We start from the raw sequence: 22,762 nt of genomic DNA on the forward strand, positions 1-22,762 counted from the left end.
TCCGAAAATATATTAACAGTGTCGTGTGAAAGTATTACCGAGCGGGGGTGTGTATACGCTGCCTGTTTTTCCGGTATTATCGACAGAATATTCAAAACTGCATGTACTGCAAGTAAGTCCTAAATCGGTGCAGGTAACAGCGGAATTTCCGGAGGTATCGGAAGGGGATGAAATGCATAGATGATTGTCGGTTTCGGAATAGATGCCGTTGCTATCAGTCGTATACGGCGGTGGATGGAAGATGAAGGACTGCTTGCTCGCTTTTTTCATCCGCAAGAATTGAGGGAAACTAAAAGTAGAGGCTTGACCGCTGCCTACTCTTTGGCAGCCCGCTTTGCCGCGAAAGAAGCGTATGGAAAAGCGCTCGGTACAGGATTAAAAGGGATAACACTAAAAAATATTCTCGTTACCAATAATCCGAACGGAAAACCTGAATTGACACTCTTAGGAGATGCAGCAACGCCATTCAAGCGTATCTGCGGTACCCGTATCCATCTTTCACTGACCCATGAAAGTAATATGGCTATTGCAGCTGTAATATTGGAAAGTTAGTAGTCAGACACGGGGAACGCCAAAAAAGCAACCGACTATTGAGATATTCCCGAATACCCGGTATGTTTACAAGGAGATCTGTAGTATGAAACGTGAAGAAGATCAGCAAAGCAAAAAAGAAGTAGCTATTTCTTATTATTCCAAGGATCAGATTGAATGTCCCGTATGCGGGGCAAAGTTTAAACGAGAAGAAATGTATTCCGGTGGCGGCCGCGTTATCGCCGGTGATTTAACGGAGGAATTGCGCCGCTTATATGAACCGTCGGCGAAATACGGAGAGGTCTATCCACTTATCTACAGTATGACCGTTTGTCCGCAATGTTTATACACAGGATTTACCCAGGACTTTAGAGTTATTGAAAAGCCGATTGCCGAAAGATTACTCGAAGCTATGAATGAGCGCTACAGTGCGGTAAAAGGTCTTTTTGGGTATATTGATTTTAATACTGCCAGAACACTTCATGCAGGAGCGGCGTCCTATTATCTGGCCTTACTCTGCTACGACCATTTCGATTCAAAATATTCTCCTACTATTAAGCAGGCAATATGTGCGCTTCGCGCCGCGTGGCTCTTTTCAACGCTCGGAGAAAAAGAACCGGAGGAGAATTACACCTATATTTCAAAACTCTTTTATCAGAAAGCGCTGTTCTTATATCGACGAGCGCTTGAATTGGAAACAACCGGTAAAGAGATGATAGCAGGTTTAAAATCCTTCGGGCCTGATGTAGATAAAAATTATGGGTACGACGGCGTTATTTATCTGGGAGCATTATTGGAGTACCGGTACGGTCAGAGGCAAGATGCCGAAACGCGGCTAAAACGGCTTGAAATGCATAAAATCGCGTTGGCAAAACTATTCGGCCTCGGAAAATCCTCCAAAGCTAAGCCCGGCCCTATTTTGGAACATGCCCGCACTCTCTATGATGCATTAAAACTCGAATTAAAAGAAACCGATGACGACGACTGATCCCGATCCGGCTATCCCGCAACGGAATATTCTGCTCCGTATTTCATACGACGGAACACATTTCCACGGATGGCAGAAACAGCTGCGGCACGGACAAGAATCGTTCCGCACCGTGCAGGGCGAAATAGAGCAGGCATTGGCGCTGCTACATAAGCACCCCGTCGAGCTTTTCGGTTCGGGGAGAACCGATGCGGGCGTCCATGCGTGCGGGCAGGCTGCTCATTTTTTTACCGATATAGCGCGGATTAAACCGGAAAGTTTTATTCCGGCGCTCAATTCCGCACTGCCCAAGGATGTCCGGATTATGGAAGCAGTTCACGTTTCCGATAACCTGCATGCCCGTTTCAGTGCCCGATCCCGTACATACCGGTATTTCATCCATTGTGGGAAAACCGCTTTTGCGCATCAATTACCCTATTGCTGGCACATACGGCGAGAACCGAATATTAACCTGCTCAACAAGATGGCAAGCGTCCTATCAGGCGAGTTGGATTGTACGACGTTCTCTGCCGCAGGCGATCAAAGTAAAAGTAAATCGCGCTATATCTATAGTGCTCATTTTTTTACCGATCGGGAGTTTCTGGTGTTTGAAATTTCCGCCAATGCCTTTTTGTGGCGCATGGTACGCTCGATAACCGGTACTTTACTGCACTATGAGCAGCAGAACGGCACAAAAGAGGATTTTGAGGCTGTGCTTCGCTCAAAAGACCGCCGGAATGCGGGAGAAACCGCTCCTCCGCAAGGGCTTTTTTTGTGGTCGATTGAGTATCCGCAAAATTTACTGACACCACTGGCGGAAGCCGTGATAATCGGATAAAAGTACATTCTGAAATACCATTTGCCGTTAGCCTTTTGAAATAGACGGCACAGATGCCCCGTATATTTCAAAAGGTTAAAAGTCCTTCCATTTTATGCTGTTTTACAGTATATTCATGTTTTATCGTTTTTAGATAGGAGAAATTAATTAGATAGGAGAAACTATATGAAAAAACCATTAGTACCGATTACCCTGCTCTGCGGATACTTAGGCGCGGGCAAAACAACCTTGATGAATATGATCCTTGCGAACCAAAAGGGGTACAAGGTGGCAGTCATTGTCAACGATATCGGCGAAATCAACGTCGATGCCAGTTTGATAGAGAAGGACGCCAATATCACGGATAAAAGCAGCCTTGTGCCGCTTACCAACGGCTGTATCTGCTGTACGCTTAAAACCGATCTTGTGATGCAGATTGAAAACCTCATTGCGTCGGGAAAGTATGACTATCTGCTGATTGAATCGAGCGGCGTATGCGAGCCAATGCCGATTGCGCAAGCTATTGAAACAATCGAAAACGGCTACTTGGATAATGTCGTCAGCGTTGTCGATGCAAAGCGGCTGGTGGATGAATTTTCCGAGGGGGCGCAGCTGTTAAAAAAGGATATGGGAGAAGAAGATATCGAATCGCTCCTTGTCCAGCAAATTGAGTTTTGCTCCACGCTCATTATCAATAAAAAAGATTTGGTAACGGAAGATCAGATGAAAAAGGTGCGGGCGGTTGTCACTAAGCTTCAGCCCCATGTGAAGGTGATAGAGACAGCGCGGTGTCAGGTACCGCTCGAGGATCTGCTTGCGACAAAGCGGTTTGACTTTGAAAAAGTCTTTGAAAGTGCGGGCTGGGTCGCCGAACTGGAAAAACGTGCGGAAGAAGACGATGATGATGAAGAGTGCGACCACGACCATGAGCACTGCGATCACGATCACCATGACGAGCACGAACACCATGGACATGAACATCACGAACATGATGAGCATGGAGAACACGGGCATCACCATCATCATCACGAACATAAACATGAAGGTGCGGATGAGGATGAGTACGGTATCGGCTCTTTTGTGTACTACCGCCGCCGCCCGTTTAATAGAGGAAAGCTTGAAAAATACGCTGGGGTATGGCCGCGTAATATTATCCGCTGTAAGGGTGTCGTCTGGTTCAGCGATGAACAAGATATGGCCTACGTCTTTGAAACTTCGGGGCGGCAAATCCAAGCGGGGGCTTCCGGCAGATGGCTTGCAACTGCCTCTAAGCGAGAGCAGGAAAAAATTCTCGCCCGAGAACCTCGGATGAGGGAAGAATGGGATGAAAAAGTCGGCGACCGGATGATTAAGCTCTGCATTATCGGGCAAAAGCTTGATAAAAAGAAGATTTGCGCGGACTTGGATGCCCTGCTCGATTAGCAAAATGCTAAACAAAAACCGTTTTTAATAGATTAAACCTGTTCGACAACGCAGTTATCGAACAGGTCTGTTTTGTAAGGTGAGATAAATGGAAGAAATAAAGGCAAGACCTATCGGCTCGGCTGAAAACAAGATGGGCGTTATGCCGATTATGAAGCTCGTCCTCAATATGTCGCTGCCGATGATGTTTTCGATGTTCATTATGGCGTTGTATAATATCGTCGACAGTATCTTTGTGGCAAAAATCAACGAGGATGCGTTGACAGCCGTATCGCTTGCCTTTCCCATCCAAAACCTGATGATTTCCTTTGCCGTAGGGACGGGGGTCGGCGTTAATGCCCTACTGTCCAAACGGCTCGGTCAGCGGAATCAAGCGGATGTCAATAAAACCGCGATGAACGCCGTTTTTCTGGCGGCCTGTAATTTTATCGTCTTTTTTATCGCAGGGATTCTACTGGTGCGCCCGTACCTTGCCTCGCAGGGAGTAGACGCCGGAATTGTTTCCTACGGGGAAGCGTATTTGGATATTGTGCTCCGTATGTCGTTTGCGCTCTTTTTCGGTATTACGTTTGACCGGCTGCTCCAATCGACGGGACTTACGCTGTATACAATGTATTCACAGCTTTCCGGTGCGATTTTCAATGTGATATTCGACCCGCTGCTGATTTTCGGGATCGGGCCGTTTCCTAAAATGGGTATCCGAGGGGCGGCGCTTGCAACCGTATTGGGACAGATCCTCGGCCTTTGTGTTTCGGTTTTCTTTAACCTAACAAAAAACCATGAAATTCAGTTTAAGCTTAAAAACCTACTTCCCGAACCGCGCATCGTTGCGGAAATTTATAAAGTCGGCGTGCCGTCGATTCTTCTCAGCTCGATAACATCGATTACCACCTACTTTCTCAATATCATCCTCAGTGCTTTTTCGAGCACTGCGATCGCGGTGTATGGTGTGTACTTTAAACTGAATAGCTTTATCTTCATGCCGGTGTTCGGGTTGAATAACGGTATGGTGCCCATTATCGCGTACAATTACGGAGCACGGAACAGAAAACGGATTACGGCGACGATACGGAACGGCCTTTTTCTCGCTATGGGGATTATGCTTTTCGGAATGGCACTTTTTGAACTGTTCCCTGCGCAGCTTTTGGGGCTATTCGACGCCTCCCCCGCGATGCTCGCGATCGGTGTTCCTGCAATCCGCATCATCGCATGTAGCTTCCTCGGGGCGGCACTCGGCATCACCTTTTCTTCGGTGTTTCAAGCATTCGGCAACGCGGTCTACAGTATGATCGCGACGTTTGTGCGTCAAATTGTCGCGCTGCTTCCGGCGGCATATTTGCTTTCGATGTCCGGCGATGTCAATGCTATCTGGTGGTCGTACCTCATAGCCGAAGTTGTCTCCATCATCGCATGTATCTTTTTTATGCATCGCATTTACAAAGAAAAGATCGAGCCGCTGCCGGTGTAAGGGCGATGTATTTTATGAAGCCTTTAAGAACATTGTTATAAAAGAAAGGAGCTGGTATGCAGGAAATCATTGATTTACTGGAAAACGATGCGCGGCTGAGTCCGCAGGATATTGCCGCAATGACGGGTAAGTCCGAGGAAGAGGTTCGCGCTGCCATTAAAAAATTAGAGGATGAGGGCATCATCTTAAAATATGCTGCGGTTATCAACCGTGAACGGCTTGCAAGCAGCGATACGGTATCTGCGATGATAGAAATTCAGGTTGCACCGGCGAGGGAACACGGATTTGACCGCATTGCGGAGCGGATATATCGGTACCCGCAGGTAAAGACGGTACAGCTGATGTCCGGCGGATATGATCTGCATGTGCTGGTCGAAGGAAAAGATTTAAAAGAGGTTGCCTTTTTCGTGTCGGAAAAACTCGCCTCGCTGGAAGGAGTGATCAGTACACGTACTCATTTTGTGCTAAAGACCTATAAAGAAAACGGGACGTATTATATCGACCCCAAAAAAGATCCCCGTGAAGAGATTACTGCATAATGGACAGACCCGATAAATTTTCCAACCGGATTGTGAGCGTCGCTCCTTCCGGTATCCGCCGTTTTTTTGAGCTTGCCGCCGGACAAGATGATATTATCTCTCTGGGGGTAGGGGAGCCTGATTTTGCAACGCCGTGGGTTATGCGCGAGGAAGCGTGGTATCATCTCGAATGCGGGCATACATCCTATACTTCAAACTGGGGGCTTGAACCGCTCCGCAAGGCGATTGCCGGTTATTTGAACCGCTACGGCATGTCGTATTCTCCTAAAAACGAGGTACTGATTACTTTCGGCGTTTCGGAAGCAATCGATATTGTGTTCCGTTCCATTCTGAATCCGGGAGATGAGGTGATTGTTGCGGAACCGTGCTATGTTTCGTATCAGCCCTTGGTTGCGCTCTGCGGGGCGAAACCGGTTGGGCTGGATACCTCGGCGGATAACTTTATCCCGACTGCGGCGGCCATCGAAGCGCTTATTACGCCGAAAACCAAGGCGCTGATTATCTGTAGCCCGAACAATCCCACCGGTACGATGATTCCTGCTGATGAGATGGAAAAGATCGCCGCCGTCGTTAAAAAGCATAAGATTTGGGTGCTGTCCGACGAGGTGTATTGCGAACTTCGGTATGAAGCGCCGCATGTGTCTATCGGTTCCTTTCCCGGAATGAAGGATTACTGCATTATCCTCAACGGGTTTTCAAAGTCCTTTGCGATGACCGGCTGGCGTATCGGGTTTATCGCCTGTCCGCAGGAGCTGATGGCGCAAATTCATAAAATTCACCAGTATGCGGCAATCTGCGCCCCCATTATGAGCCAATATGCGGCGCTGGAAGGTTTGGAGCGCGGCTGGGACGAGGTTGAGCGGATGCGGATTTCCTACCGGCAGCGGCGCAATTTGATGATGAAGAGCTTTGACTCGATGAATATTCCGTATATAATGCCCGACGGCGCATTTTACCTCTTTGTCGATATTCGCAGTACCGGTTTAAGTTCGGAAGATTTTGCGGTTAAGCTGATTACCGACTACAAAGTTGCCGTTGTTCCCGGGCACGTGTTCGGGAGCGGCGGCGAAGGCTTTGTCCGCTGCTGCTACGCTACCGACATCAGCAAAATACGGATTGCGCTTGAACGTATCGGCAGATTCTTGAAAGGTGAACCACTATAATGGCAAAGTTGAAAAATATAGAAATTATCGCAATGGATTTGGACGACACCCTTTTGCGGGATGATCTGACGATCTCCGATTATACGGTATCGGTGTTGCAGGCATTAATGAAAAAGGGTGTGTTGACGCTGCTCGCTTCGGGGAGAAGTCCCCGTTCGGTGCATTCGTACGCGCAGCGGATCGGTTCGGATAAAACGGAAAGCTATATCCTGTGCAACAACGGAACACAGATATTGACCTCCGATATGAAGCTGGAAATCATCAGCCGCTGCCTCGGCGCCGATCTTGCGCTTGAGATTTACGATTATATCGAGTCGCAAAATCTCTCTTGTCATCTCTACTTTGACGATACCATTTATATCGTTAAACGGACGGTTTTTTCGGATAGGGATGCGCATCTGACAAAAATGAAGATTGTCGTACCGAAGGACTATCGGGAAATTTTGCGCACCAAGCCGGTGTATAAGCTCCTCATTCCTGCAGAGCCGGAAATTATCGCTGCCGTCGAACCTGAGTTTAGAAAACGGTTCGGTACGCGGGCAGTCCTGTTTACCAGTAAGCCGTATTTTTTGGAAATCATTCCGTTGGATACCGGTAAGGGGGAATTCCTACAGGAGCTGGCATGGCTGCTCGGTGTCAGAAGTGAGGCTGTGATGGCATTCGGCGACAGCATGAATGATGAAACAATGATTCGCTATGCGGGATACGGCATCGCTATGAAAAACGGTCTCGACGCTATCAAAGATATTGCGTACGCAGTAACAGACTATACCAATAACGAAGACGGCATCGCCCGCTTTTTAGAGAAGTACGTGCTGTAGTGTATAAGATGCGGTACCTTCTTTCTGTGCGAAATTTTGGATAAAATTTCGCACATTTTTTTCTAGCAGACGGATAACCGCATCAGGAAAAATTGATAAACATCGCAGAATAATTGAGGTCGCGAGACCATTTGAACCATCTTCAACTGTTGTACATCCGTGTACAACAGTTGAAGGCGAGTTTTGTGCACGCACAAAACATCGCTGCTGTATGGAACCTCTGCCATCCTTGGCAGTTCTGGTTGAACGGCCTCAATTATTCTGCGGGGATAACAAAAGAGCCTGATGCAGTTACCCGGATTTTTTTATAGGTGTACGGTTGCAAAATTTCCATATCCGTGATACCGTGTTACATAGCTATTAAAAAAGGTTATAAATACAGTAAACTACCATGGAACAAAACAATTTATTGACCGTTAAAAATTTGCACACGGCTTTCCGTATCGACGGCAACTATTATGATGCCGTTGATGGGGTATCGTTTGACGTTCATCCCAATGAGATGCTTGCGATTGTAGGGGAATCCGGCTGCGGGAAAAGCACTATCGCAATGTCTATTATGGGATTGCACGATATGCGTTTTACCCGCGTTTCGGGCGAAATCCTCCTGAACGGCAGGGATTTGCTGACACTCCCCGAAGACGAGATGAACAAGATCCGCGGAAAGGATATCGGATTTATCTTTCAGGATCCGCTTGCTTCACTTAATCCGCTGCAGCGGGTAGGGAAGCAGATTGAAGAAGCCCTGTTGTACCATACCAGCCTCAGCGAAAAAGAGCGGCAGGAGCGGGTTTTGCAGCTTTTAAACGATGTCGGTATCCAGAACCCCAAGCGTACGGCGCAGCGATTCCCGCATGAGCTTTCCGGTGGAATGAGGCAGCGGGTACTTATCGCAACAGCACTGTCCTGTAATCCTTCTCTTATCATTGCCGATGAGCCGACGACGGCACTCGACGTAACGATCCAAGCGCAGATTCTTGATCTTATCAAAGACCTGCAGGAAGAACACAAGGCGGGTATCATCCTTATCACCCATGACCTCGGTGTCGTCGCACAGGTAGCCGACCGTGTTGCGGTTATGTATGCGGGGCAGATTGTCGAACTGGCTACCGTGCAGGAATTGTTTACTCATCCCTTGCATCCGTACACCCGTTCTTTGCTTAAATCGATTCCGCAGGCCGATAAAGACGATGATATGCTGCACGTTATTAAAGGTATGGTTCCGTCGCTAAAAAAACTCAAGCATACGGGCTGTCGGTTTGCCGACCGTATTCCGTGGATTCCGGCCGAAGAACATGAAGAAACTCCCGTCTTACATGAAGTAAGTCCCGGGCATTTTGTTCGCTGCTCCTGCTGGAAAAATTTCCGGTTCGAGGGTGAGGTTTAGAGGAGGCGGATATGGCATTATTGGAAGTAAAAGATTTAAAAGTGCATTTCCCTATCCGCGGCGGCTTTTTCAATACGATACAAGACTATGTTCGGGCGGTGGACGGTGTTTCTTTTCAGATTGAAGAAGGAAAAACTTACGGCCTTATTGGGGAATCCGGTTCGGGGAAAACCACCATCGGCAAAGCGATTGTCGGGTTGGAACAGCCTACCGGCGGCGAAATCCGCTTCAAAGACAGCCTTGTAAATACCAAGGCGCAGCGAAAAAAGATTAAATATAACGAAAATGTTCAAATGGTATTTCAGGACGTTATGTCAAGCCTCGACCCCAAAAAACGTATCCGCGACATTATTGCGGAACCCATCAGAAACTTTGAACGGCTTTCAAAGCATGAAGAATTAAAGAAGGTGCTTTCACTGTTGCAGATTGTTGGAATTCCGCCCGATGGCTTATATAAATATCCGTATGAATTTTCGGGCGGGCAGCGGCAGCGCATCGGCGTTGCGCGTTCAATTGCCGTTAATCCGCGGCTCATTGTGGCGGACGAGCCGGTTTCCGCACTTGACCTTTCGGTGCAGGCGCAAATTCTCAACTTTCTCAAAGAGATTCAGCGTGAATTTATGCTGAGTTACCTGTTTATTTCGCACGACTTAGGCGTTGTCAAACACATGTGCGATTACATCTATATTATGTACCGCGGTCGGTTCGTAGAGGCGGGAACGCGGGAAGATATTTACCGTAACCCTATGCATATCTACACCAAGCGACTTATTGCGGCAATTCCCGAAATGAATGTCGAAATGCGCGATGAATATAAAAAGCGCCGTGCCGAAATTGAAGAAATATACAAGCGTGAATCGGAGCGCTACTTTAGCCCCGAAGGGCGAGTGTACGATTTAAAGAAAATCAGCGATACCCATTACGCTGCGTTGAAGGATTAGGGGGAAGAGTATGTGGAAGACAATAATACGCCGTATCCTTATTATGATACCGCAGCTATTTATATTGAGTGTTTTGGTTTTCTTAATCGGGAAGATGATGCCCGGTGATCCGTTTACGGGACTTGTCGGTAATCCGAACATCAAGGCAAGCCGTATCGAAGAACTGCGGGAGAAAGCCGGTTTAAACGATCCGTGGCCGGTTCAGTATAAGAATTGGATGGGGCGGATTTTGCTGCACGGTGATTTCGGTGTATCCTATACCTATAAAATCCCGGTAACCGATAAAATCAAATTGCCTGCACAGAACACCCTGTGGCTTTCACTTTTAACGGTTGTGTTAACGTATGCAATTGCCGTTCCGCTCGGTATCCGTGCCGGCCGCTATAACGGGTCGAAATTCGATAAGGCGGTGCTGGTCTATAACTTTATCACGTACGCAATTCCGACGTTTATCCTCGGTCTTTTGAGCCTTTTGCTGTTCGGCTATCGGCTGAGGATTTTCCCCACGTCGGGATTTGTCGGGTTGGAAGCTATGGGAAATACCGGCCGTTATATTGCGAGCAGAATATATCACATGCTGCTGCCGGCAATTACGGCGGCGGTACTACGTACGACGGGGATTGTGCAATACTTGCGTAACGAGGTTATCGATGCGAAGAGTCAAGATTATGTTAAAACGGCGCGGAGTAAGGGCGTACCGATCGATAAAGTCTATACGCACCATATTTTTCGAAATTCCTTGTTGCCGATAGCGGCCTTCTTCGGCTTTACGGTAACGGGGTTGCTCGCCGGTTCGATCTTTATCGAAACGATTTTTATGTATCAAGGAATGGGCTTGCTGTTTATCGAAGCGATTATGTCGCGCGATTATTCGATTATCAATGCGCTTACTTTGTTGTACGGTACGCTCGCCCTGTTCGGTAGTTTGATTTCGGACATTATTATGATAATCGTTGATCCGCGGATCAGAATTGAATAAGATCATCAACTGATGTACCTCCTTGTACATCAGTTGATTTTGAGAGGGTATTATGGAAAAAACGGCATTTGATATTGATACTATAGATGAAGCGACGTTAAAAGAAATGTCTTCCGTGCCATCGTTTTGGAAGATTGTAAAGACAGAATTTAAACATGATAAAGCGGCAATCGTTGCGCTTGGCATATTGGTTATTATCTTTGCGGTGATTATCATCGGTGGTTTTGTGCTTGATACGGAAACGGTCATGAAGGTAAGCTTACGGGATAAGTTCTCGGTACCCGGCAAAAAATTCTTGCTCGGTGCAGATCTCGGCGGTCGGCCGATTTTGCCTCAGCTGATTATCGGAGCGCGCAATTCCATTCTCATCGCATTCAGCGTAACCATTATTACCGAAATCGTCGGCGTCTTTTTCGGCTTGATTACCGGTTTTTACGGCGGAAGGGTTGATAACATCATTATGCGTATTTGCGACTTTATTCTTATCCTGCCGGTTGTTATGCTGATTATCGTCTTTGTAACTATCGTACCGACCTATAATATTTGGACGTTTATTTTTATTATGTCCGCTTTTTATTGGACGGGAGTTACTCGGCTCGTGCGCAGTAAAGCCTTGTCTGAAAACCATCGCGATTATGTGAATGCCTCGCGGATCATGGGTACCGGAGATTTTAAGATTATGTACGGGGGAATCTTACCGAATATTGCTTCCATCATTATCGTTGACTTTACACTCGGTATGGCAGGCAATATCGGTATAGAAACGGGAATGAGCTTTCTGGGCTTCGGACTTCCGCCGACATCACCGTCGCTCGGTACGCTGATCGGCTATGCGCGTGACCCGGGAACCATTTCCGGCAAGTTGTGGGTATGGCTGCCTGCGTCCATTCTTATTATGGTGTTAATGCTGTGTATCAACTACGTCGGACAAACGATAAAACGTGCCTCCGATGCAAAGCAGCGTTATAAATAAAGAGAGCATCTTTAAAAACCTAACCGGTTTTTTGAGAGTTTTAAGAGGAGGAAAACAATGTCAAAAGGTTTAAAACGCGCTGCGTTTTTATGTGCGGTAATGTTGGCGCTTGTCAGCTGTGGCGGTAAGACGGAACAAAAGCAGACTGCACAGAATGGCGGGGATGATGCAGGGGATAAGACATTAAAACTGATGTTTCCGCAAATGATTGAGCGGGAAGGATCGGCTATTAATGGTGGCACCTTTGTATACGGTTTTGTATATGATACGCCGTGGAAAGGAGTGTTTAATACCTTCCTGTATCAGGATAATCCTACGTATGAGGTGATGCGTCCACGGATCGGTAAGTTTATGACCGACGGCCCCGAATCATGAAATTAAAGACGGCTACTGTACCATGACATTCGATCGCGAGGCAAAAACGGCAACATACCACATAAACGAAAAACTTACCTGGTCGGATGGAGTGCCGGTAACGGCTGAGGATATTATTTTTTGTCTATGAATGTGTCGGACATCCTGACTATACGGGCATTCGCTATGACAGCGAGTATGAAAATGTTGTGGGTATGGTCGAGTACCACAAAGGTGAGGCGAAAACCATCTCCGGTGTAAAAAAGATAGATGATAAAACGGTAGAAGTTACCTTTAAAAATTTTTTCCCGGGCATTTTATGGGGTTCGGGACTTACTTATGATGCGGAACCCTATCATTACCTCAAAGATATTCCGTTAACGGAAATGGCTTCTCACGACCGTGTACGGAAAACGCCGCTCTCCTGCAGCCCGTTTGTGATCAATTCTATGGTAGAAGGTGATATAATTGAATATGTGCCCAATCCCTATTGGTACGGTAGAAAAATTGCGATCGATAAGCTCATTGTAAAACGGATTGCTCCGACCTCTGCTGCCGCGGCAATAAAAGCGGGTGAAGTTGACGCCATTCAATTCAAAGCCGATTTATACGATCAATTCGTTGAGCTTGATGATGAGGGTAAAACAATTCTTGACGAAAACGGAAAACCGAAAATGAAAATCGATAATATCGATATTGTCGGTAATATCGAAAACACTTATACATACGTCGGATTTAAATTCGGGACGTGGAATAAAGAAAAAGAAATGTGCGAAATGTTCCCCGACGGCGGTAAATTTAAAGATAAGGCTCTGCGTCAGGCTATCGGTTATGCAATGGATAACGATGGTATCAATGCCATCTACTACCACGGTTTGCGTGTTACGGCAAATTCGTTTATTACACCGTACCATCCCGGTTTCTACGATGTCTCACGGAAAGGTTATTCCTACGACCCTGATAAAGCAAAACAACTGCTTGACGAAGCAGGCTACAAGGATGTCGACGGGGATGGCTACCGCGAAACGCCTGACGGAAAACCGCTTAAAATCAATTTCATGTTTATGAGCGGCAGCGATGTAGCGGCTCCGATTGCGAATTACTATATCCAAAACTGGAAAGATGTCGGTTTAAATGTCGCGCTGAATGACGGCCGGTTGATCGAATTCAATGCGTTCTATGATAAGCTGCAAGATGACGACCCGACGGTAGAGATGTATTCCGCGGCATGGGGAGTCGGATCCAATCCCGAACCGACCGGCCTTTACGGAAAAGTTGCGCAGTTTAATTTGGAACGTTGGGTAAATGAGAAAAATGAGGAGCTTCTTGCCAAAATAACTTCCGAAGCTGCTTTTGACGAAGCATTCCGTGCTCAAGCTTATAAAGAATGGGACGAGAATATTCTTGAAGAAGCTCCTGCGATTCCGACTGCTTATCGTATGAAATTGTATGCGGTAAACAAGCGGACAAAGAACTGGGATCAACAGTTCGTTACCGGTTGGGATTGGTGCGACCTAGCTCTGATTAACGATAAGCCTGCCGTTAATATGATGAAATAACGGTAGCCAAGTAAAAATAATGATTGGGGATAACACTGGTCGGTCAAACAAAACCGATCAGTGTTATTTGCATTTAAAGTAAATTAAAATTGTTATGAGGTTATAGCGCATGATACGAAAACAGCAGGAATTTTGGGGAAAATTAGTTATTTTCACCGGTATTAGTTTGGTTTTTGCATTTTTTATGCTGGCGTTGAGTCCCCGCTTTTCATTTTTAGGGCGATTGATTTCGGCAAAAGACCTTACATTGATGGTAACTCAATACCGGATACTCCCGAATTTCAGCTTTCTTACTCGTTTCGGCTTCGCCTTTGGAATCTTTGCTATTGCTTCAATTATGGCCTCACTTGGGACTGTTTTTTTGTCTCGTAGGGTTCGGGAAAGAGTGTATAAAGAAACGGAGACTGCTCTTTTTGATACTTTTATCAATAGATTGCGCTTTTGCTATACACGTGAAAACCTTATTGAAGCTATCCAGCAAGAACTTGAATACAAGGCTGATTGTTCTGTCTTGCTCACCAATACCGATACCGATTTAGTTATATACGGCAGTACGTCTGCGTATGTTTCGGATCCTGATGTATATGCAAAGCTGGCGCACCGATTCTCGGTCGAATGGCTTGACCACTGGGGAGAAAATATTTATTTATTGGATTCCGATATGCAGATGACCTCTGACAGAAAGAAAGCACGAGGTTTGGTTATTGCATACGGCTCTTCACGCCTTTTTATTATCTGCCGATATATCCGTTCCGTTGAGCCGGAGATTTTTTCTCAGCTTTTTAAAGAATTTAAAAATTATTTCGGACGTGAAAAAACGCTTTCTCAACTGCTCTATTATTCGGAACTCGCACAGGAGTGGCAGATGGTTGCAAACACTCAGCGTGCATTCCTGCCTCAAAAAATACCGGCACTTGACAAGTTAGAAATTGGCGTTTATTTCCGACCGTTAGTAAACGTGTCCGGCGACTATTATGATATTATTCCCATCGATGAGGATAAGACACTTATTATTACGGGGGATGTTTCAGGAAAAGGACTTGCTGCAGCGCTCGTTATGGGGGTTGTCGTAAATACAATACGGATTATGGAAAATAAAGAGGATTTAGCCGGCCTGATCCTTGCAATAGATAGCGCTATTAAACGTATGAGTCTCCTTGATAAATATACCGTTGTGTTTTTAGGGTTGATCGATACCAAAGCGATGAAAATACGTTATGTCAACGCTTCGATGGAAGCGCCGATGATTTTTACCCATGCTGCGGAAGGATACAAAGTAAAGCAGCTTGATTCGAATTGTTCCGTTATCGGAATCATCGACATCGATTCGGTTGATGTCGATGAAAAACCTTTATACCGTAACGATTTACTGGTTATTACAACGGATGGAATTCCTGAAATAACGAATGAAGAGGGCGTAGAACTCGGCAGTAACGAAATTTATATTAAATCGATCAAATCTTTTGCCTCGTCGGATGCATCGACTATTGCTTCAAAGGTAGCAGATTTGGGGCTTACTTACAGTGCCTCAAAAGCGTTCCGCGATGACACTACTATTTTAGCAGTAAAATTAAAGGGATAATGTATGGGTTTAATTTTCTTTACTTATTTTTTTGCCGTATCACTTTTTGTGAACTCCTCCTATCTTGCATTTCATAAATCGAACCGTATTAATGTCCTTTTAAATAAGATTACGGTACCGGCTTCTCTTGTTGCGCTTTGTATTGCCGTTTCTATTCATCTGGTTTTTTATAAACAAATCGGACTGCAGCGTATCATATCAACTGCTACCTTATTCTTTATGCTGCTTACTTCTTATCATATTGTCGATATGGCTCTTGTTCTCTCTGAATTGAAAACGTACAAGATAATGCAAAAAGTGAATACGGTAGTCCATCTCGCCGGTATCGGACTTATCGTATTCTATGTGGGTAGATTTCAATGGAACCCGCTGAAAGGTTTCTATTTTGTACAGCGCGATGTGTTTCCGGGCATGAGCGGTATTAGACTGTTTCAGTATATTTATGTATTTTTTACCTCTGCGGTTTCGATAGCAATATGTTTTATAAAAATATTTTTTGTTAAAAGTAATATCCATCGTCAACAGCTGTTTTTACATACTCTTGCCATCGGGCTTGGCCTCGCGATATGGATTGCAGAAGGCTATTATTTCTTGATGTTTTCTTGGGTGTTCGCATTTATACCGGTCGGTTATGCTGCAATGTTGGCGTTTGACAATATAATATTCTCACTGACGCGCGTATTTGATATTAAACAAATCGCTTTCGGCCTTATCCGATTTGTCCTTTTTACAGCTATCTTTGCAGGGGCTGCAGGTTTTACGACGGCACTTATTATGCAGTTTATTCATTCAGTCGGCGGCTGGATAGTTTTAATTATAGTTTCGTGTATTATTCTTTTCTTTATCCGCAGTTTTGTTTCCGGTAAGCTTGAATATGTTTTCGGTAAAACGACGGATTACGAAGTAATGCTGGACACTGAGTTGCAAAAACTTGATTTTGGGAAAGGCCACGATACCGTGTTGGAATCTTTTCCGAAAATAATGAAACAATATATCACTTGTCAAGGGCTCGATATTCTTGTAAGTGATGAAAATATGAATTTACAGACAGTCTATTCGGATTTTGAGCATCATAATACATTGAGTGCTAACCTCGCTTGTTTTGAATATTTGCTCAGTCAAAATAATGTTGTTCTTACGAAAACGGAACTTATTGCCAATTATTTGTATGACTCTATAAGAGATGAACTGTTGGATGTCTTTGAAACAACACAGACCGAAATTCTTATCAGTATGCGGGAGGGGCAGAAACTCATCGGCTGTATCCTCCTCGCGCCAAAAACCCATAGCGCGGAATATACCCCTTATGATATACACGTATTGTCCAATATGTATTCGTATTTCTTTTTGGTAATCTATTACCTCAGAAATATATCCAAGCAGGATATTATCGTTACGATCGACCGTGAAGTTGAAATGTCCGACCAAATTATCGGATCCATTCAGAACTATAAGGATACACTTGAAGCACACGGATTTTCAATGGATTCTATTGCATATTCGGCGCATCAGCTTGGCGGTGATTTTATCGACTATATTACATTGAATGAAAAGCGGACAATGTTCCTTATCGGTGATGTTTCGGGTAAGGGGTTAAGTGCAAGTATGTCGATGGTTATTTTAAAGTCGATTATTCATACCTACTTGCAGACAATCTCCGATTTTAAAGAATTGATAACAAAGGTAAACCGGTTTATAAAGGATAACTTGCCGCGTGGGACTTTCTTTGCAGGGCTTTTCGGTATTATCGACTTCCCGACTAATACGATTTATTACTTGAATTGCGGTATTCCATTGATGTCAATGTATATCAGTTCATATAAGCATGCAATCGAAATTCAAGGGGAGGGTAGAGTTCTCGGTTTTGTAAAGAATATCGCACCGTTCCTAAAGGTACGGAAAATCACCATGCACAAGGGAGATACAATTGTCTTTACGACTGACGGCCTGCTTGAAGCAACGAATCTTAAAGGTGATCGGTTTGGCAGTGATCGCGTCGGACGAATTCTGCAGGAAAACAACGGGGCAAAGGCTTCTCAGATCGCCCGCACTATTTATAATAATCTTCTGGATTTTATTTTACGTAAAATCGATGATGATGTTACCATATTGGTATTGAAATACAATCAACAGGGTGTTTCTAAAAACTGATTCGCTATCCATGTCATGGATACGATAATAATTCCCTTACGGAATGAGCCGATAGGATTGCAGTCTTTAGAAGGCCTCAATATATAGGAGTAGATTTATGGATAATTTAACGATTACGGAAAAAACGAATGATGCGTTTGTATTACTGACGGTAGCCGGTTCAATAAATTCATACACGTATCATGAATTTGAAACAAAAGTTTACAATCTTATTAAAGAACACTCAATTGTACTTGATGTGTCAAGGGTTACCAATCTATCATCGTCAGGCTTAGGGATTCTCATGGCTGCTTCTGAAGACGGGGCGGAGCTTGGTCATAAAATCTATATTTTGAATCCTTCAGAGGTTGTAAAGCTTGCGATCGCCTCTACCGGCTTTACGGAAGTGTTTCCTATCATTCACTCGCTTGATGAAGTAAAATAGGCCGATACGGTAGTAGGACGTGAACCATTTACAGGTAGGAGCCGATTTAAAAAATATCGGCTTTATTGAAGAATTTATCTCTACCTCTAAAGATATTCCCGAGAATAAGCGAGTAGCAGCGCTTATTATATCAACAGAAGTGTTTGACAATATTGCTGAGCATGCCGCTTTTACAGGACGTAAAGAACTTCAATTAAGCATATCAAATATGTTCTTTCCGCGCCTTTGTTTTTCCTATCGCAGTACGAATTTCGACAATCTCCTGCATGCGCTCAAGGAAACAAAACCTCATTTTGATCCGAAAGCGAAGCGGTATCGAGGCTTCGGTCTATTGATGACGAAAAACATTGCTCGAAAAGTGTGCTATCGGCAAGAGCAATCTCGTTCTTATATTATCGTGTACTTATAAACACATTGTTAAAAGTCGGTGGTATGAAAAAAATACTTTGTATAATACTGTGTCTGTCATCGTTTTTTTGTATAACGGCAGCTGATCCTGCTATGGAAGCTCAGCTTCGCAACTTTGTATATCCCTCTGCTGTTCCGGCAGAGATACGGCGCCATATCGGCAATGATGCAGATGCTTTTTTAGCTGATCTGAAACAAGTTTTGGCTGCAGAAAAAGAGAACTTATTTATACTGGTTGATAAACGGCATTTGCTGCCGGATGGATATACGCCGCAAAATCTTGTAACGCTGCATACCGGCCGTGCATATATAATTAACCGGAAGGATTTATCTCTGACAAAAACGGCGGAACAGGCGTTACAAGAAATGGCGCTTGCAGCAAAACGGGATGGTGTTACACTGGTCGTCAGCTCCTCGTACCGTTCATACACATATCAGAAAAATTTATTTGACCGCTATGTGCGGGAATCCGGTGAAAAAGAAGCGGAACGGTTTTCCGCCCGTGCGGGAACAAGTCAACACCAACTTGGGACGGTCGTCGACTTCGGTTCTATCTCCGATGACTTTGTGCAAACGCGCGCCGGCAAATGGATATTGCGTAACGCTTCAAGATACGGGTGGTCGCTTTCCTTTCCCAAAGGATACGAAGCAGTAACCGGCTATGTATGGGAGTCGTGGCACTATCGCTATATTGGCGTAGAAGCCTGTGTCTTTCAGCAAAAATGGTTCGGCGATATTCAGCAGTACATGCTTGAGTTTATAGACGCTTGGAAGAAACAAACGAGATAAGAGGATGCCTCAAAATGATTGGGTATTCCTAAAAACTTGGAATGGATTAGCCTGTCTGCCCTGCGTACGATCACTTGAGGATTTGACCAAAACGATTTTTACCTATAGAATAGTAGATATGAAAATATTTCATCGATATTTATTTTTAGCTTTTATAATAAGTGTATTGGTCGGCTGTTCTGCCGCGCCGTCTTCCGTTAAAGAGGAACCTACACCGTCCGAAGAGATCGCGGTTCCTGCGCCTCAGCCTGAACCGGTCAAAGAAGCGGAAGTGCCGGTAAAACGGGAATCCGTTAAACCCACGGTTCCTGTTAAACCGAAGCCTCCTGTTAAAACGAAGGAGCCTCCTGCGAAGGTAGAAGAACCGCCTGTAAAGGTGGAAGAACCTCCTGCGAAGGTGGAGGAGCCTCCCATGAAGCCTGAGCCGGTTAAAGAGCCTGTTGTTGAAGTTAAGCCCGAACCTGTCGAAGAAAAAAATACCGTTATTGCCGAGTTTGAAGGGGTTACCATTACAAAAGAAACCTATGATCAAACAAAGACGGAGATGGAAAAGATTGTCGAGAAGCTTAACCGTATTACAGCGACAAAGGACTATGCTCAATGGACGACATTCTTATCGGAAGAGTATAAACAACAATATTCCCAACCTTTGACGCTTAGAAAGGTTTCTGAAGCCTTACCGGTTAAAGGGATTAAGCTCAAATCGCTGCGTGATTACTTTATGTATGTTTTTGTTCCTTCTCGTCAGAATGTACGGGTAGACGATATTAGGTTCGTTTCCCCGACACGGGTCGATGTTATTATGAAACAGGCAAATGTTTCGCTGCTTGTCTACGGTTTGGAAAATATTAACGGCAGCTGGAAACTGATTCCGTCGAAACTGTAAGTCATCTTTGAGTAGGAGTTATACGCTATGCGTAAAAGTATTACTTCTGCAGTTTTTGCTGCATTAATTTGTGCAGGATGGATGATGTCCATTCCCGTCGGACCTATTCCCATTGTGCTGCAAAATGCGCTTGCAGTGCTTGCCGGCTTGCTGTTGGGGGGCCGCTGTTCGGCGGTCTTTCGGTACTGCTTTTTTTGGTTGCCGGAGCCGTCGGTCTGCCTGTTTTTTCGGGTGGTTCGGGAGGTTTTGCCGTCTTTGCGGGACCGACGGGCGGCTTTTTAGTCGGATATCTTGCCGCGGCTGTTGTCGGCGGTTGCATCATGAAACTTTACAGAGAAGAACAGCGGTGGCCGCTTGCTTGCAGTATTATTGCGGTTGCAGGGCTTTTAAGCTTTTTTGTCTATCTACGTATTCGGTCTTCTGTGGTTTAAACATGTTCTGAACCTCAGCTGGCAGCATACGTTTATGAAAGGGTTTGTGCCGTTTATCCTGCCCGATCTGATTAAGCTGGTTGTTGTCGTTCCGATTACGCTCAAATTGCGCCCGATTATACGGCGCTATACGGAATAACGCAGCCTCTATCGATGCTCCGACTATTATACTGATGATGCCTTCCTCAGAACGCTATGAATTATTCAAGCTCACTGATGTAGCTAAATCTTTTACCGGTACCGAACGTCCGGTGCTGAACGGTATATCTTTCTCGGTATATGACGGTGATTGTGTTGTCGTATCGGGGCCGAACGGATCCGGTAAAACCGTACTGATGACGCTTATTGCCGGACTGGAAACTCCTTCCTCCGGTTCGATAGTCAGCAGCAGGAAAGACGGCGGTGAGTTGCGTATCGGACTGGTGTTTCAGGAAGCCGACGCTCAAATCCTCGGCGATACCGTCGAGGAAGATGCGCTTTTCGGTATGCGGGATAGTAAGCTGCCTAAAGACGTCATCGCACAGCGACTGGAAACGGTGCTTGCACAGATGGGCTTGTACGAAAAGCGCCGCTCGCCCGCACGTAGTTTGTCAGGGGGCGAGAAGCGGCGGCTTGCAGTTGCCGGCATCCTGATGATGGAAGCCGATGTTATCATCTTTGACGAACCTTTTGCCAATCTCGATTTTGCAGGAGTGGTGCAGGTAACGGCAATGATAGAGCAGCTGCAGCGTGACGGGAAAACGGTTATGGTACTTACCCATGAGCTGGAAAAAGTGCTTGCACTTGCGAACCGGCTTATCATCTTGCACAAAGGGCGTCTTGTTTATAACGCGGAACCGGAGCCTGCACTCCATAGCGGTATTCTTGAACAATACGGCATACGGAATCCTCTCTGCTCATACCGTGTATTTTCCGACCTTGTATGGAGAACCGGTGACTGTCGATAAAAATAACTTTTTATTTCAATATACGGCTCGAAATACGGTGATTCACCGCCTTCCGGCGGGAGTAAAATTCTGCGTATTATGTCTTTCATCCTTCGTTTTATACGGCGCACCTCAAACGCTGCTGGCAGTCTATGCACTCTTTCTTGTATTGGCCAGCGTTGCTGCAAAGCTTTCGTGGCTAACGGTAAAAAGGAATTGCCGATTTTTAGGTATCTATGCACTTTGTATTTTTTTTATCAAGATAGTCGGTGTGCCGCTGACGGCAGATATGCTTAAAACTATGACGGCGGAAACGCTGTTGTTTATGCAAAAGCTCGTGCTTATCTTATTTACTGCCTCGATATTTTACGAAACCACCTCAAAACTGGAGTTTTTTGTACTCTGCGAAAAAATCGAACGCTTCTTTTGCAGAAAAAAATACACCGGCGCTTTTTCAACGCTCTTTACCATCACATTGATGTGCGTTCCCCGTGTGTTTGAGGTGTGGGCTCAATTGAACTACGCTTACGATGCACGTACCTGTCGGCGGCGTGATATTGTCAGTGCCTACCGCCGGTTTGCTTCACTATTGCCTGCACTTATCGAAAATCTCTTACGTTTTGCCGTTACCGCCGAAAAAGCCCTCAAAAACCGCCGACTGCGGGGGTGTTAAACAACCGACCTGATGCGTTTACCCTGACTTCTTGGTGCAAGCCGTTTGACAATAGGGCAGTGTTTGTTATATTCTATACGACAATATGTTTGTATCGATAATGATAGATCCGGGCGGAGAGGAATCTGCCGCTCATCTTTCTGAATTGTTAACCTTTTATGGATTTGAACGGGTACAGCGGGCGTGTTGGGAGTCCACTACGATTAGTGAAAAACAATTGGGTGCTCTTAAACGCGAAATTGATCGGGTAACCGATTATTATGATGTTATTCGCATATATCAGTATCCTGTCGAAGGGGTATTGGCGATTTCTACGCTTGCTAAAAAGAAGTGGCGGAAACTCTTAATTCGTCCGCCTAAGGACAGCTAAAACCTTTTTCGGATGTTGAAACATCCTGCAAAAGTTTTTATAGGAGATGCGCTAAAAAGTGCCGTCTAAAATTATCGCCGACACCTTTTTAGCTCAAGTTTGCGGGGCAAACTTGTTGATTTACGTGTGCGCGTTACGCGCACGGCTAAAACCTTTTTTCGGATGTTGAAACATCCTGCAAAAGTTTTTATAGGAGATGCG

Annotated in this window: 26 protein-coding genes; all 26 read left to right on the top strand. The window is 45.3% G+C overall.

What is annotated here, in order from left to right:
* Positions 1-25 precede the first annotated feature (25 nt).
* The 26 genes from GWP43_RS14760 to cas2 all read left to right on the top strand — a co-directional run bounded on the left by GWP43_RS14760 (position 26) and on the right by cas2 (position 22,561).
* A complete protein-coding gene (locus tag GWP43_RS14760) occupies positions 26-184 on the top strand; it encodes a hypothetical protein (RefSeq protein ID WP_230978110.1) in 159 nt (52 codons plus the stop codon).
* Positions 181-552, top strand: a complete 372-nt coding sequence (gene acpS / locus GWP43_RS06300) for a holo-ACP synthase (protein WP_162663451.1) — start codon at positions 181-183, stop codon at positions 550-552. The genes GWP43_RS14760 and acpS overlap by 4 nt, the downstream gene beginning before the upstream one ends.
* Positions 553-637: 85 nt before the next feature.
* Positions 638-1,519 carry a DUF2225 domain-containing protein gene (locus tag GWP43_RS06305; protein WP_162663452.1) on the top strand — a complete coding sequence of 294 codons (882 nt, stop codon included), beginning with the start codon at positions 638-640 and terminating at the stop codon, positions 1,517-1,519.
* Entirely contained in the window at positions 1,506-2,336 is an 831-nt protein-coding gene (gene truA / locus GWP43_RS06310) for a tRNA pseudouridine(38-40) synthase TruA (RefSeq protein WP_162663453.1), read from the top strand. The genes GWP43_RS06305 and truA overlap by 14 nt, the downstream gene beginning before the upstream one ends.
* A 165-nt stretch (positions 2,337-2,501) precedes the next feature.
* Complete coding sequence (locus GWP43_RS06315; RefSeq protein WP_162663454.1) at positions 2,502-3,737, top strand: CobW family GTP-binding protein; 1,236 nt, start codon at positions 2,502-2,504, stop codon at positions 3,735-3,737.
* Between the two features lie 88 nt (positions 3,738-3,825).
* The gene (locus tag GWP43_RS06320) at positions 3,826-5,205 is read left to right on the top strand and encodes an MATE family efflux transporter (protein WP_162663455.1); all 1,380 of its coding nucleotides are present in this window, start codon (positions 3,826-3,828) and stop codon (positions 5,203-5,205) included.
* Between the two features lie 56 nt (positions 5,206-5,261).
* A complete protein-coding gene (locus GWP43_RS06325; RefSeq protein WP_016523627.1) occupies positions 5,262-5,744 on the top strand; it encodes an Lrp/AsnC family transcriptional regulator in 483 nt (160 codons plus the stop codon).
* Entirely contained in the window at positions 5,741-6,907 is a 1,167-nt protein-coding gene (locus tag GWP43_RS06330) for an aminotransferase class I/II-fold pyridoxal phosphate-dependent enzyme (protein ID WP_162664777.1), read from the top strand. Before GWP43_RS06325 ends, GWP43_RS06330 begins: the two co-directional genes overlap by 4 nt.
* A complete protein-coding gene (locus GWP43_RS06335) occupies positions 6,907-7,728 on the top strand; it encodes a Cof-type HAD-IIB family hydrolase (RefSeq protein ID WP_162663456.1) in 822 nt (273 codons plus the stop codon). The genes GWP43_RS06330 and GWP43_RS06335 overlap by 1 nt, the downstream gene beginning before the upstream one ends.
* 391 nt (positions 7,729-8,119) lie before the next feature.
* A complete protein-coding gene (locus GWP43_RS06340; protein ID WP_162663457.1) occupies positions 8,120-9,115 on the top strand; it encodes an ABC transporter ATP-binding protein in 996 nt (331 codons plus the stop codon).
* 11 nt (positions 9,116-9,126) lie between these two features.
* Positions 9,127-10,056, top strand: coding sequence for an ATP-binding cassette domain-containing protein (locus GWP43_RS06345; protein ID WP_162663458.1), 930 nt, complete (start codon positions 9,127-9,129; stop codon positions 10,054-10,056).
* 10 nt (positions 10,057-10,066) lie between these two features.
* Positions 10,067-11,035: an ABC transporter permease gene (locus GWP43_RS06350; RefSeq protein ID WP_162663459.1), complete on the top strand. Its 969-nt coding sequence runs from the start codon at positions 10,067-10,069 to the stop codon at positions 11,033-11,035.
* Between the two features lie 52 nt (positions 11,036-11,087).
* Complete coding sequence (locus GWP43_RS06355) at positions 11,088-12,008, top strand: ABC transporter permease (protein WP_162663460.1); 921 nt, start codon at positions 11,088-11,090, stop codon at positions 12,006-12,008.
* Between the two features lie 57 nt (positions 12,009-12,065).
* Positions 12,066-12,383: a hypothetical protein gene (locus GWP43_RS14765; protein ID WP_230978112.1), complete on the top strand. Its 318-nt coding sequence runs from the start codon at positions 12,066-12,068 to the stop codon at positions 12,381-12,383.
* A gap of 194 nt (positions 12,384-12,577) precedes the next feature.
* Positions 12,578-13,921, top strand: a complete 1,344-nt coding sequence (locus GWP43_RS06360; RefSeq protein ID WP_230978113.1) for an ABC transporter substrate-binding protein — start codon at positions 12,578-12,580, stop codon at positions 13,919-13,921.
* Between the two features lie 109 nt (positions 13,922-14,030).
* Entirely contained in the window at positions 14,031-15,503 is a 1,473-nt protein-coding gene (locus GWP43_RS06365) for a PP2C family protein-serine/threonine phosphatase (RefSeq protein ID WP_162663461.1), read from the top strand.
* 3 nt (positions 15,504-15,506) lie between these two features.
* Complete coding sequence (locus GWP43_RS06370) at positions 15,507-17,654, top strand: PP2C family protein-serine/threonine phosphatase (protein ID WP_162663462.1); 2,148 nt, start codon at positions 15,507-15,509, stop codon at positions 17,652-17,654.
* A 97-nt stretch (positions 17,655-17,751) separates the two neighbouring features.
* Positions 17,752-18,078 carry an STAS domain-containing protein gene (locus GWP43_RS06375; protein ID WP_162663463.1) on the top strand — a complete coding sequence of 109 codons (327 nt, stop codon included), beginning with the start codon at positions 17,752-17,754 and terminating at the stop codon, positions 18,076-18,078.
* Between the two features lie 19 nt (positions 18,079-18,097).
* A complete protein-coding gene (locus GWP43_RS06380) occupies positions 18,098-18,487 on the top strand; it encodes a hypothetical protein (protein WP_162663464.1) in 390 nt (129 codons plus the stop codon).
* A gap of 23 nt (positions 18,488-18,510) precedes the next feature.
* Positions 18,511-19,275, top strand: coding sequence for a M15 family metallopeptidase (locus GWP43_RS06385; RefSeq protein WP_162663465.1), 765 nt, complete (start codon positions 18,511-18,513; stop codon positions 19,273-19,275).
* Positions 19,276-19,393: 118 nt separating this feature from the next.
* Entirely contained in the window at positions 19,394-20,161 is a 768-nt protein-coding gene (locus GWP43_RS06390) for a hypothetical protein (RefSeq protein ID WP_162663466.1), read from the top strand.
* A 77-nt stretch (positions 20,162-20,238) separates the two neighbouring features.
* Complete coding sequence (locus tag GWP43_RS15680) at positions 20,239-20,592, top strand: biotin transporter BioY (protein ID WP_269138877.1); 354 nt, start codon at positions 20,239-20,241, stop codon at positions 20,590-20,592.
* On the top strand, positions 20,558-20,731 hold the full coding sequence (locus GWP43_RS15685; protein WP_269138878.1) for a biotin transporter BioY: 174 nt from the start codon (positions 20,558-20,560) through the stop codon (positions 20,729-20,731). Before GWP43_RS15680 ends, GWP43_RS15685 begins: the two co-directional genes overlap by 35 nt.
* 34 nt (positions 20,732-20,765) lie before the next feature.
* Positions 20,766-21,539 (top strand): ABC transporter ATP-binding protein, encoded by a 774-nt coding sequence (locus GWP43_RS06400; RefSeq protein WP_162663467.1) that lies wholly within the window; start codon positions 20,766-20,768, stop codon positions 21,537-21,539.
* Positions 21,526-22,191, top strand: coding sequence for an energy-coupling factor transporter transmembrane component T family protein (locus GWP43_RS06405; RefSeq protein ID WP_162663468.1), 666 nt, complete (start codon positions 21,526-21,528; stop codon positions 22,189-22,191). The genes GWP43_RS06400 and GWP43_RS06405 overlap by 14 nt, the downstream gene beginning before the upstream one ends.
* An 85-nt stretch (positions 22,192-22,276) precedes the next feature.
* Positions 22,277-22,561: a CRISPR-associated endonuclease Cas2 gene (cas2, locus tag GWP43_RS06410; protein ID WP_162663469.1), complete on the top strand. Its 285-nt coding sequence runs from the start codon at positions 22,277-22,279 to the stop codon at positions 22,559-22,561.
* Positions 22,562-22,762: the final 201 nt, after the last annotated feature.

The organism is Treponema vincentii (assembly GCF_010365865.1).
In the GTDB taxonomy this organism is placed as follows: Bacteria; Spirochaetota; Spirochaetia; order Treponematales; family Treponemataceae; genus Treponema.

Bases quoted from the DNA above. Each gene is read 5' to 3' on its own strand.
- acpS (WP_162663451.1), top strand. From the start codon at position 181: ATGATTGTCGGTTTCGGAATAGATGCCGTTGCTATCAGTCGTATACGG.
- GWP43_RS06305 (WP_162663452.1), top strand. From the start codon at position 638: ATGAAACGTGAAGAAGATCAGCAAAGCAAAAAAGAAGTAGCTATTTCT.
- truA (WP_162663453.1), top strand. From the start codon at position 1,506: ATGACGACGACTGATCCCGATCCGGCTATCCCGCAACGGAATATTCTG.
- GWP43_RS06315 (WP_162663454.1), top strand. From the start codon at position 2,502: ATGAAAAAACCATTAGTACCGATTACCCTGCTCTGCGGATACTTAGGC.
- GWP43_RS06320 (WP_162663455.1), top strand. From the start codon at position 3,826: ATGGAAGAAATAAAGGCAAGACCTATCGGCTCGGCTGAAAACAAGATG.
- GWP43_RS06325 (WP_016523627.1), top strand. From the start codon at position 5,262: ATGCAGGAAATCATTGATTTACTGGAAAACGATGCGCGGCTGAGTCCG.
- GWP43_RS06335 (WP_162663456.1), top strand. From the start codon at position 6,907: ATGGCAAAGTTGAAAAATATAGAAATTATCGCAATGGATTTGGACGAC.
- GWP43_RS06340 (WP_162663457.1), top strand. From the start codon at position 8,120: ATGGAACAAAACAATTTATTGACCGTTAAAAATTTGCACACGGCTTTC.
- GWP43_RS06345 (WP_162663458.1), top strand. From the start codon at position 9,127: ATGGCATTATTGGAAGTAAAAGATTTAAAAGTGCATTTCCCTATCCGC.
- GWP43_RS06350 (WP_162663459.1), top strand. From the start codon at position 10,067: ATGTGGAAGACAATAATACGCCGTATCCTTATTATGATACCGCAGCTA.
- GWP43_RS06355 (WP_162663460.1), top strand. From the start codon at position 11,088: ATGGAAAAAACGGCATTTGATATTGATACTATAGATGAAGCGACGTTA.
- GWP43_RS14765 (WP_230978112.1), top strand. From the start codon at position 12,066: ATGTCAAAAGGTTTAAAACGCGCTGCGTTTTTATGTGCGGTAATGTTG.
- GWP43_RS06360 (WP_230978113.1), top strand. From the start codon at position 12,578: ATGGTCGAGTACCACAAAGGTGAGGCGAAAACCATCTCCGGTGTAAAA.
- GWP43_RS06365 (WP_162663461.1), top strand. From the start codon at position 14,031: ATGATACGAAAACAGCAGGAATTTTGGGGAAAATTAGTTATTTTCACC.
- GWP43_RS06370 (WP_162663462.1), top strand. From the start codon at position 15,507: ATGGGTTTAATTTTCTTTACTTATTTTTTTGCCGTATCACTTTTTGTG.
- GWP43_RS06375 (WP_162663463.1), top strand. From the start codon at position 17,752: ATGGATAATTTAACGATTACGGAAAAAACGAATGATGCGTTTGTATTA.
- GWP43_RS06385 (WP_162663465.1), top strand. From the start codon at position 18,511: ATGAAAAAAATACTTTGTATAATACTGTGTCTGTCATCGTTTTTTTGT.
- GWP43_RS06390 (WP_162663466.1), top strand. From the start codon at position 19,394: ATGAAAATATTTCATCGATATTTATTTTTAGCTTTTATAATAAGTGTA.
- GWP43_RS15680 (WP_269138877.1), top strand. From the start codon at position 20,239: ATGGATGATGTCCATTCCCGTCGGACCTATTCCCATTGTGCTGCAAAA.
- GWP43_RS06400 (WP_162663467.1), top strand. From the start codon at position 20,766: ATGATGCCTTCCTCAGAACGCTATGAATTATTCAAGCTCACTGATGTA.
- cas2 (WP_162663469.1), top strand. From the start codon at position 22,277: ATGTTTGTATCGATAATGATAGATCCGGGCGGAGAGGAATCTGCCGCT.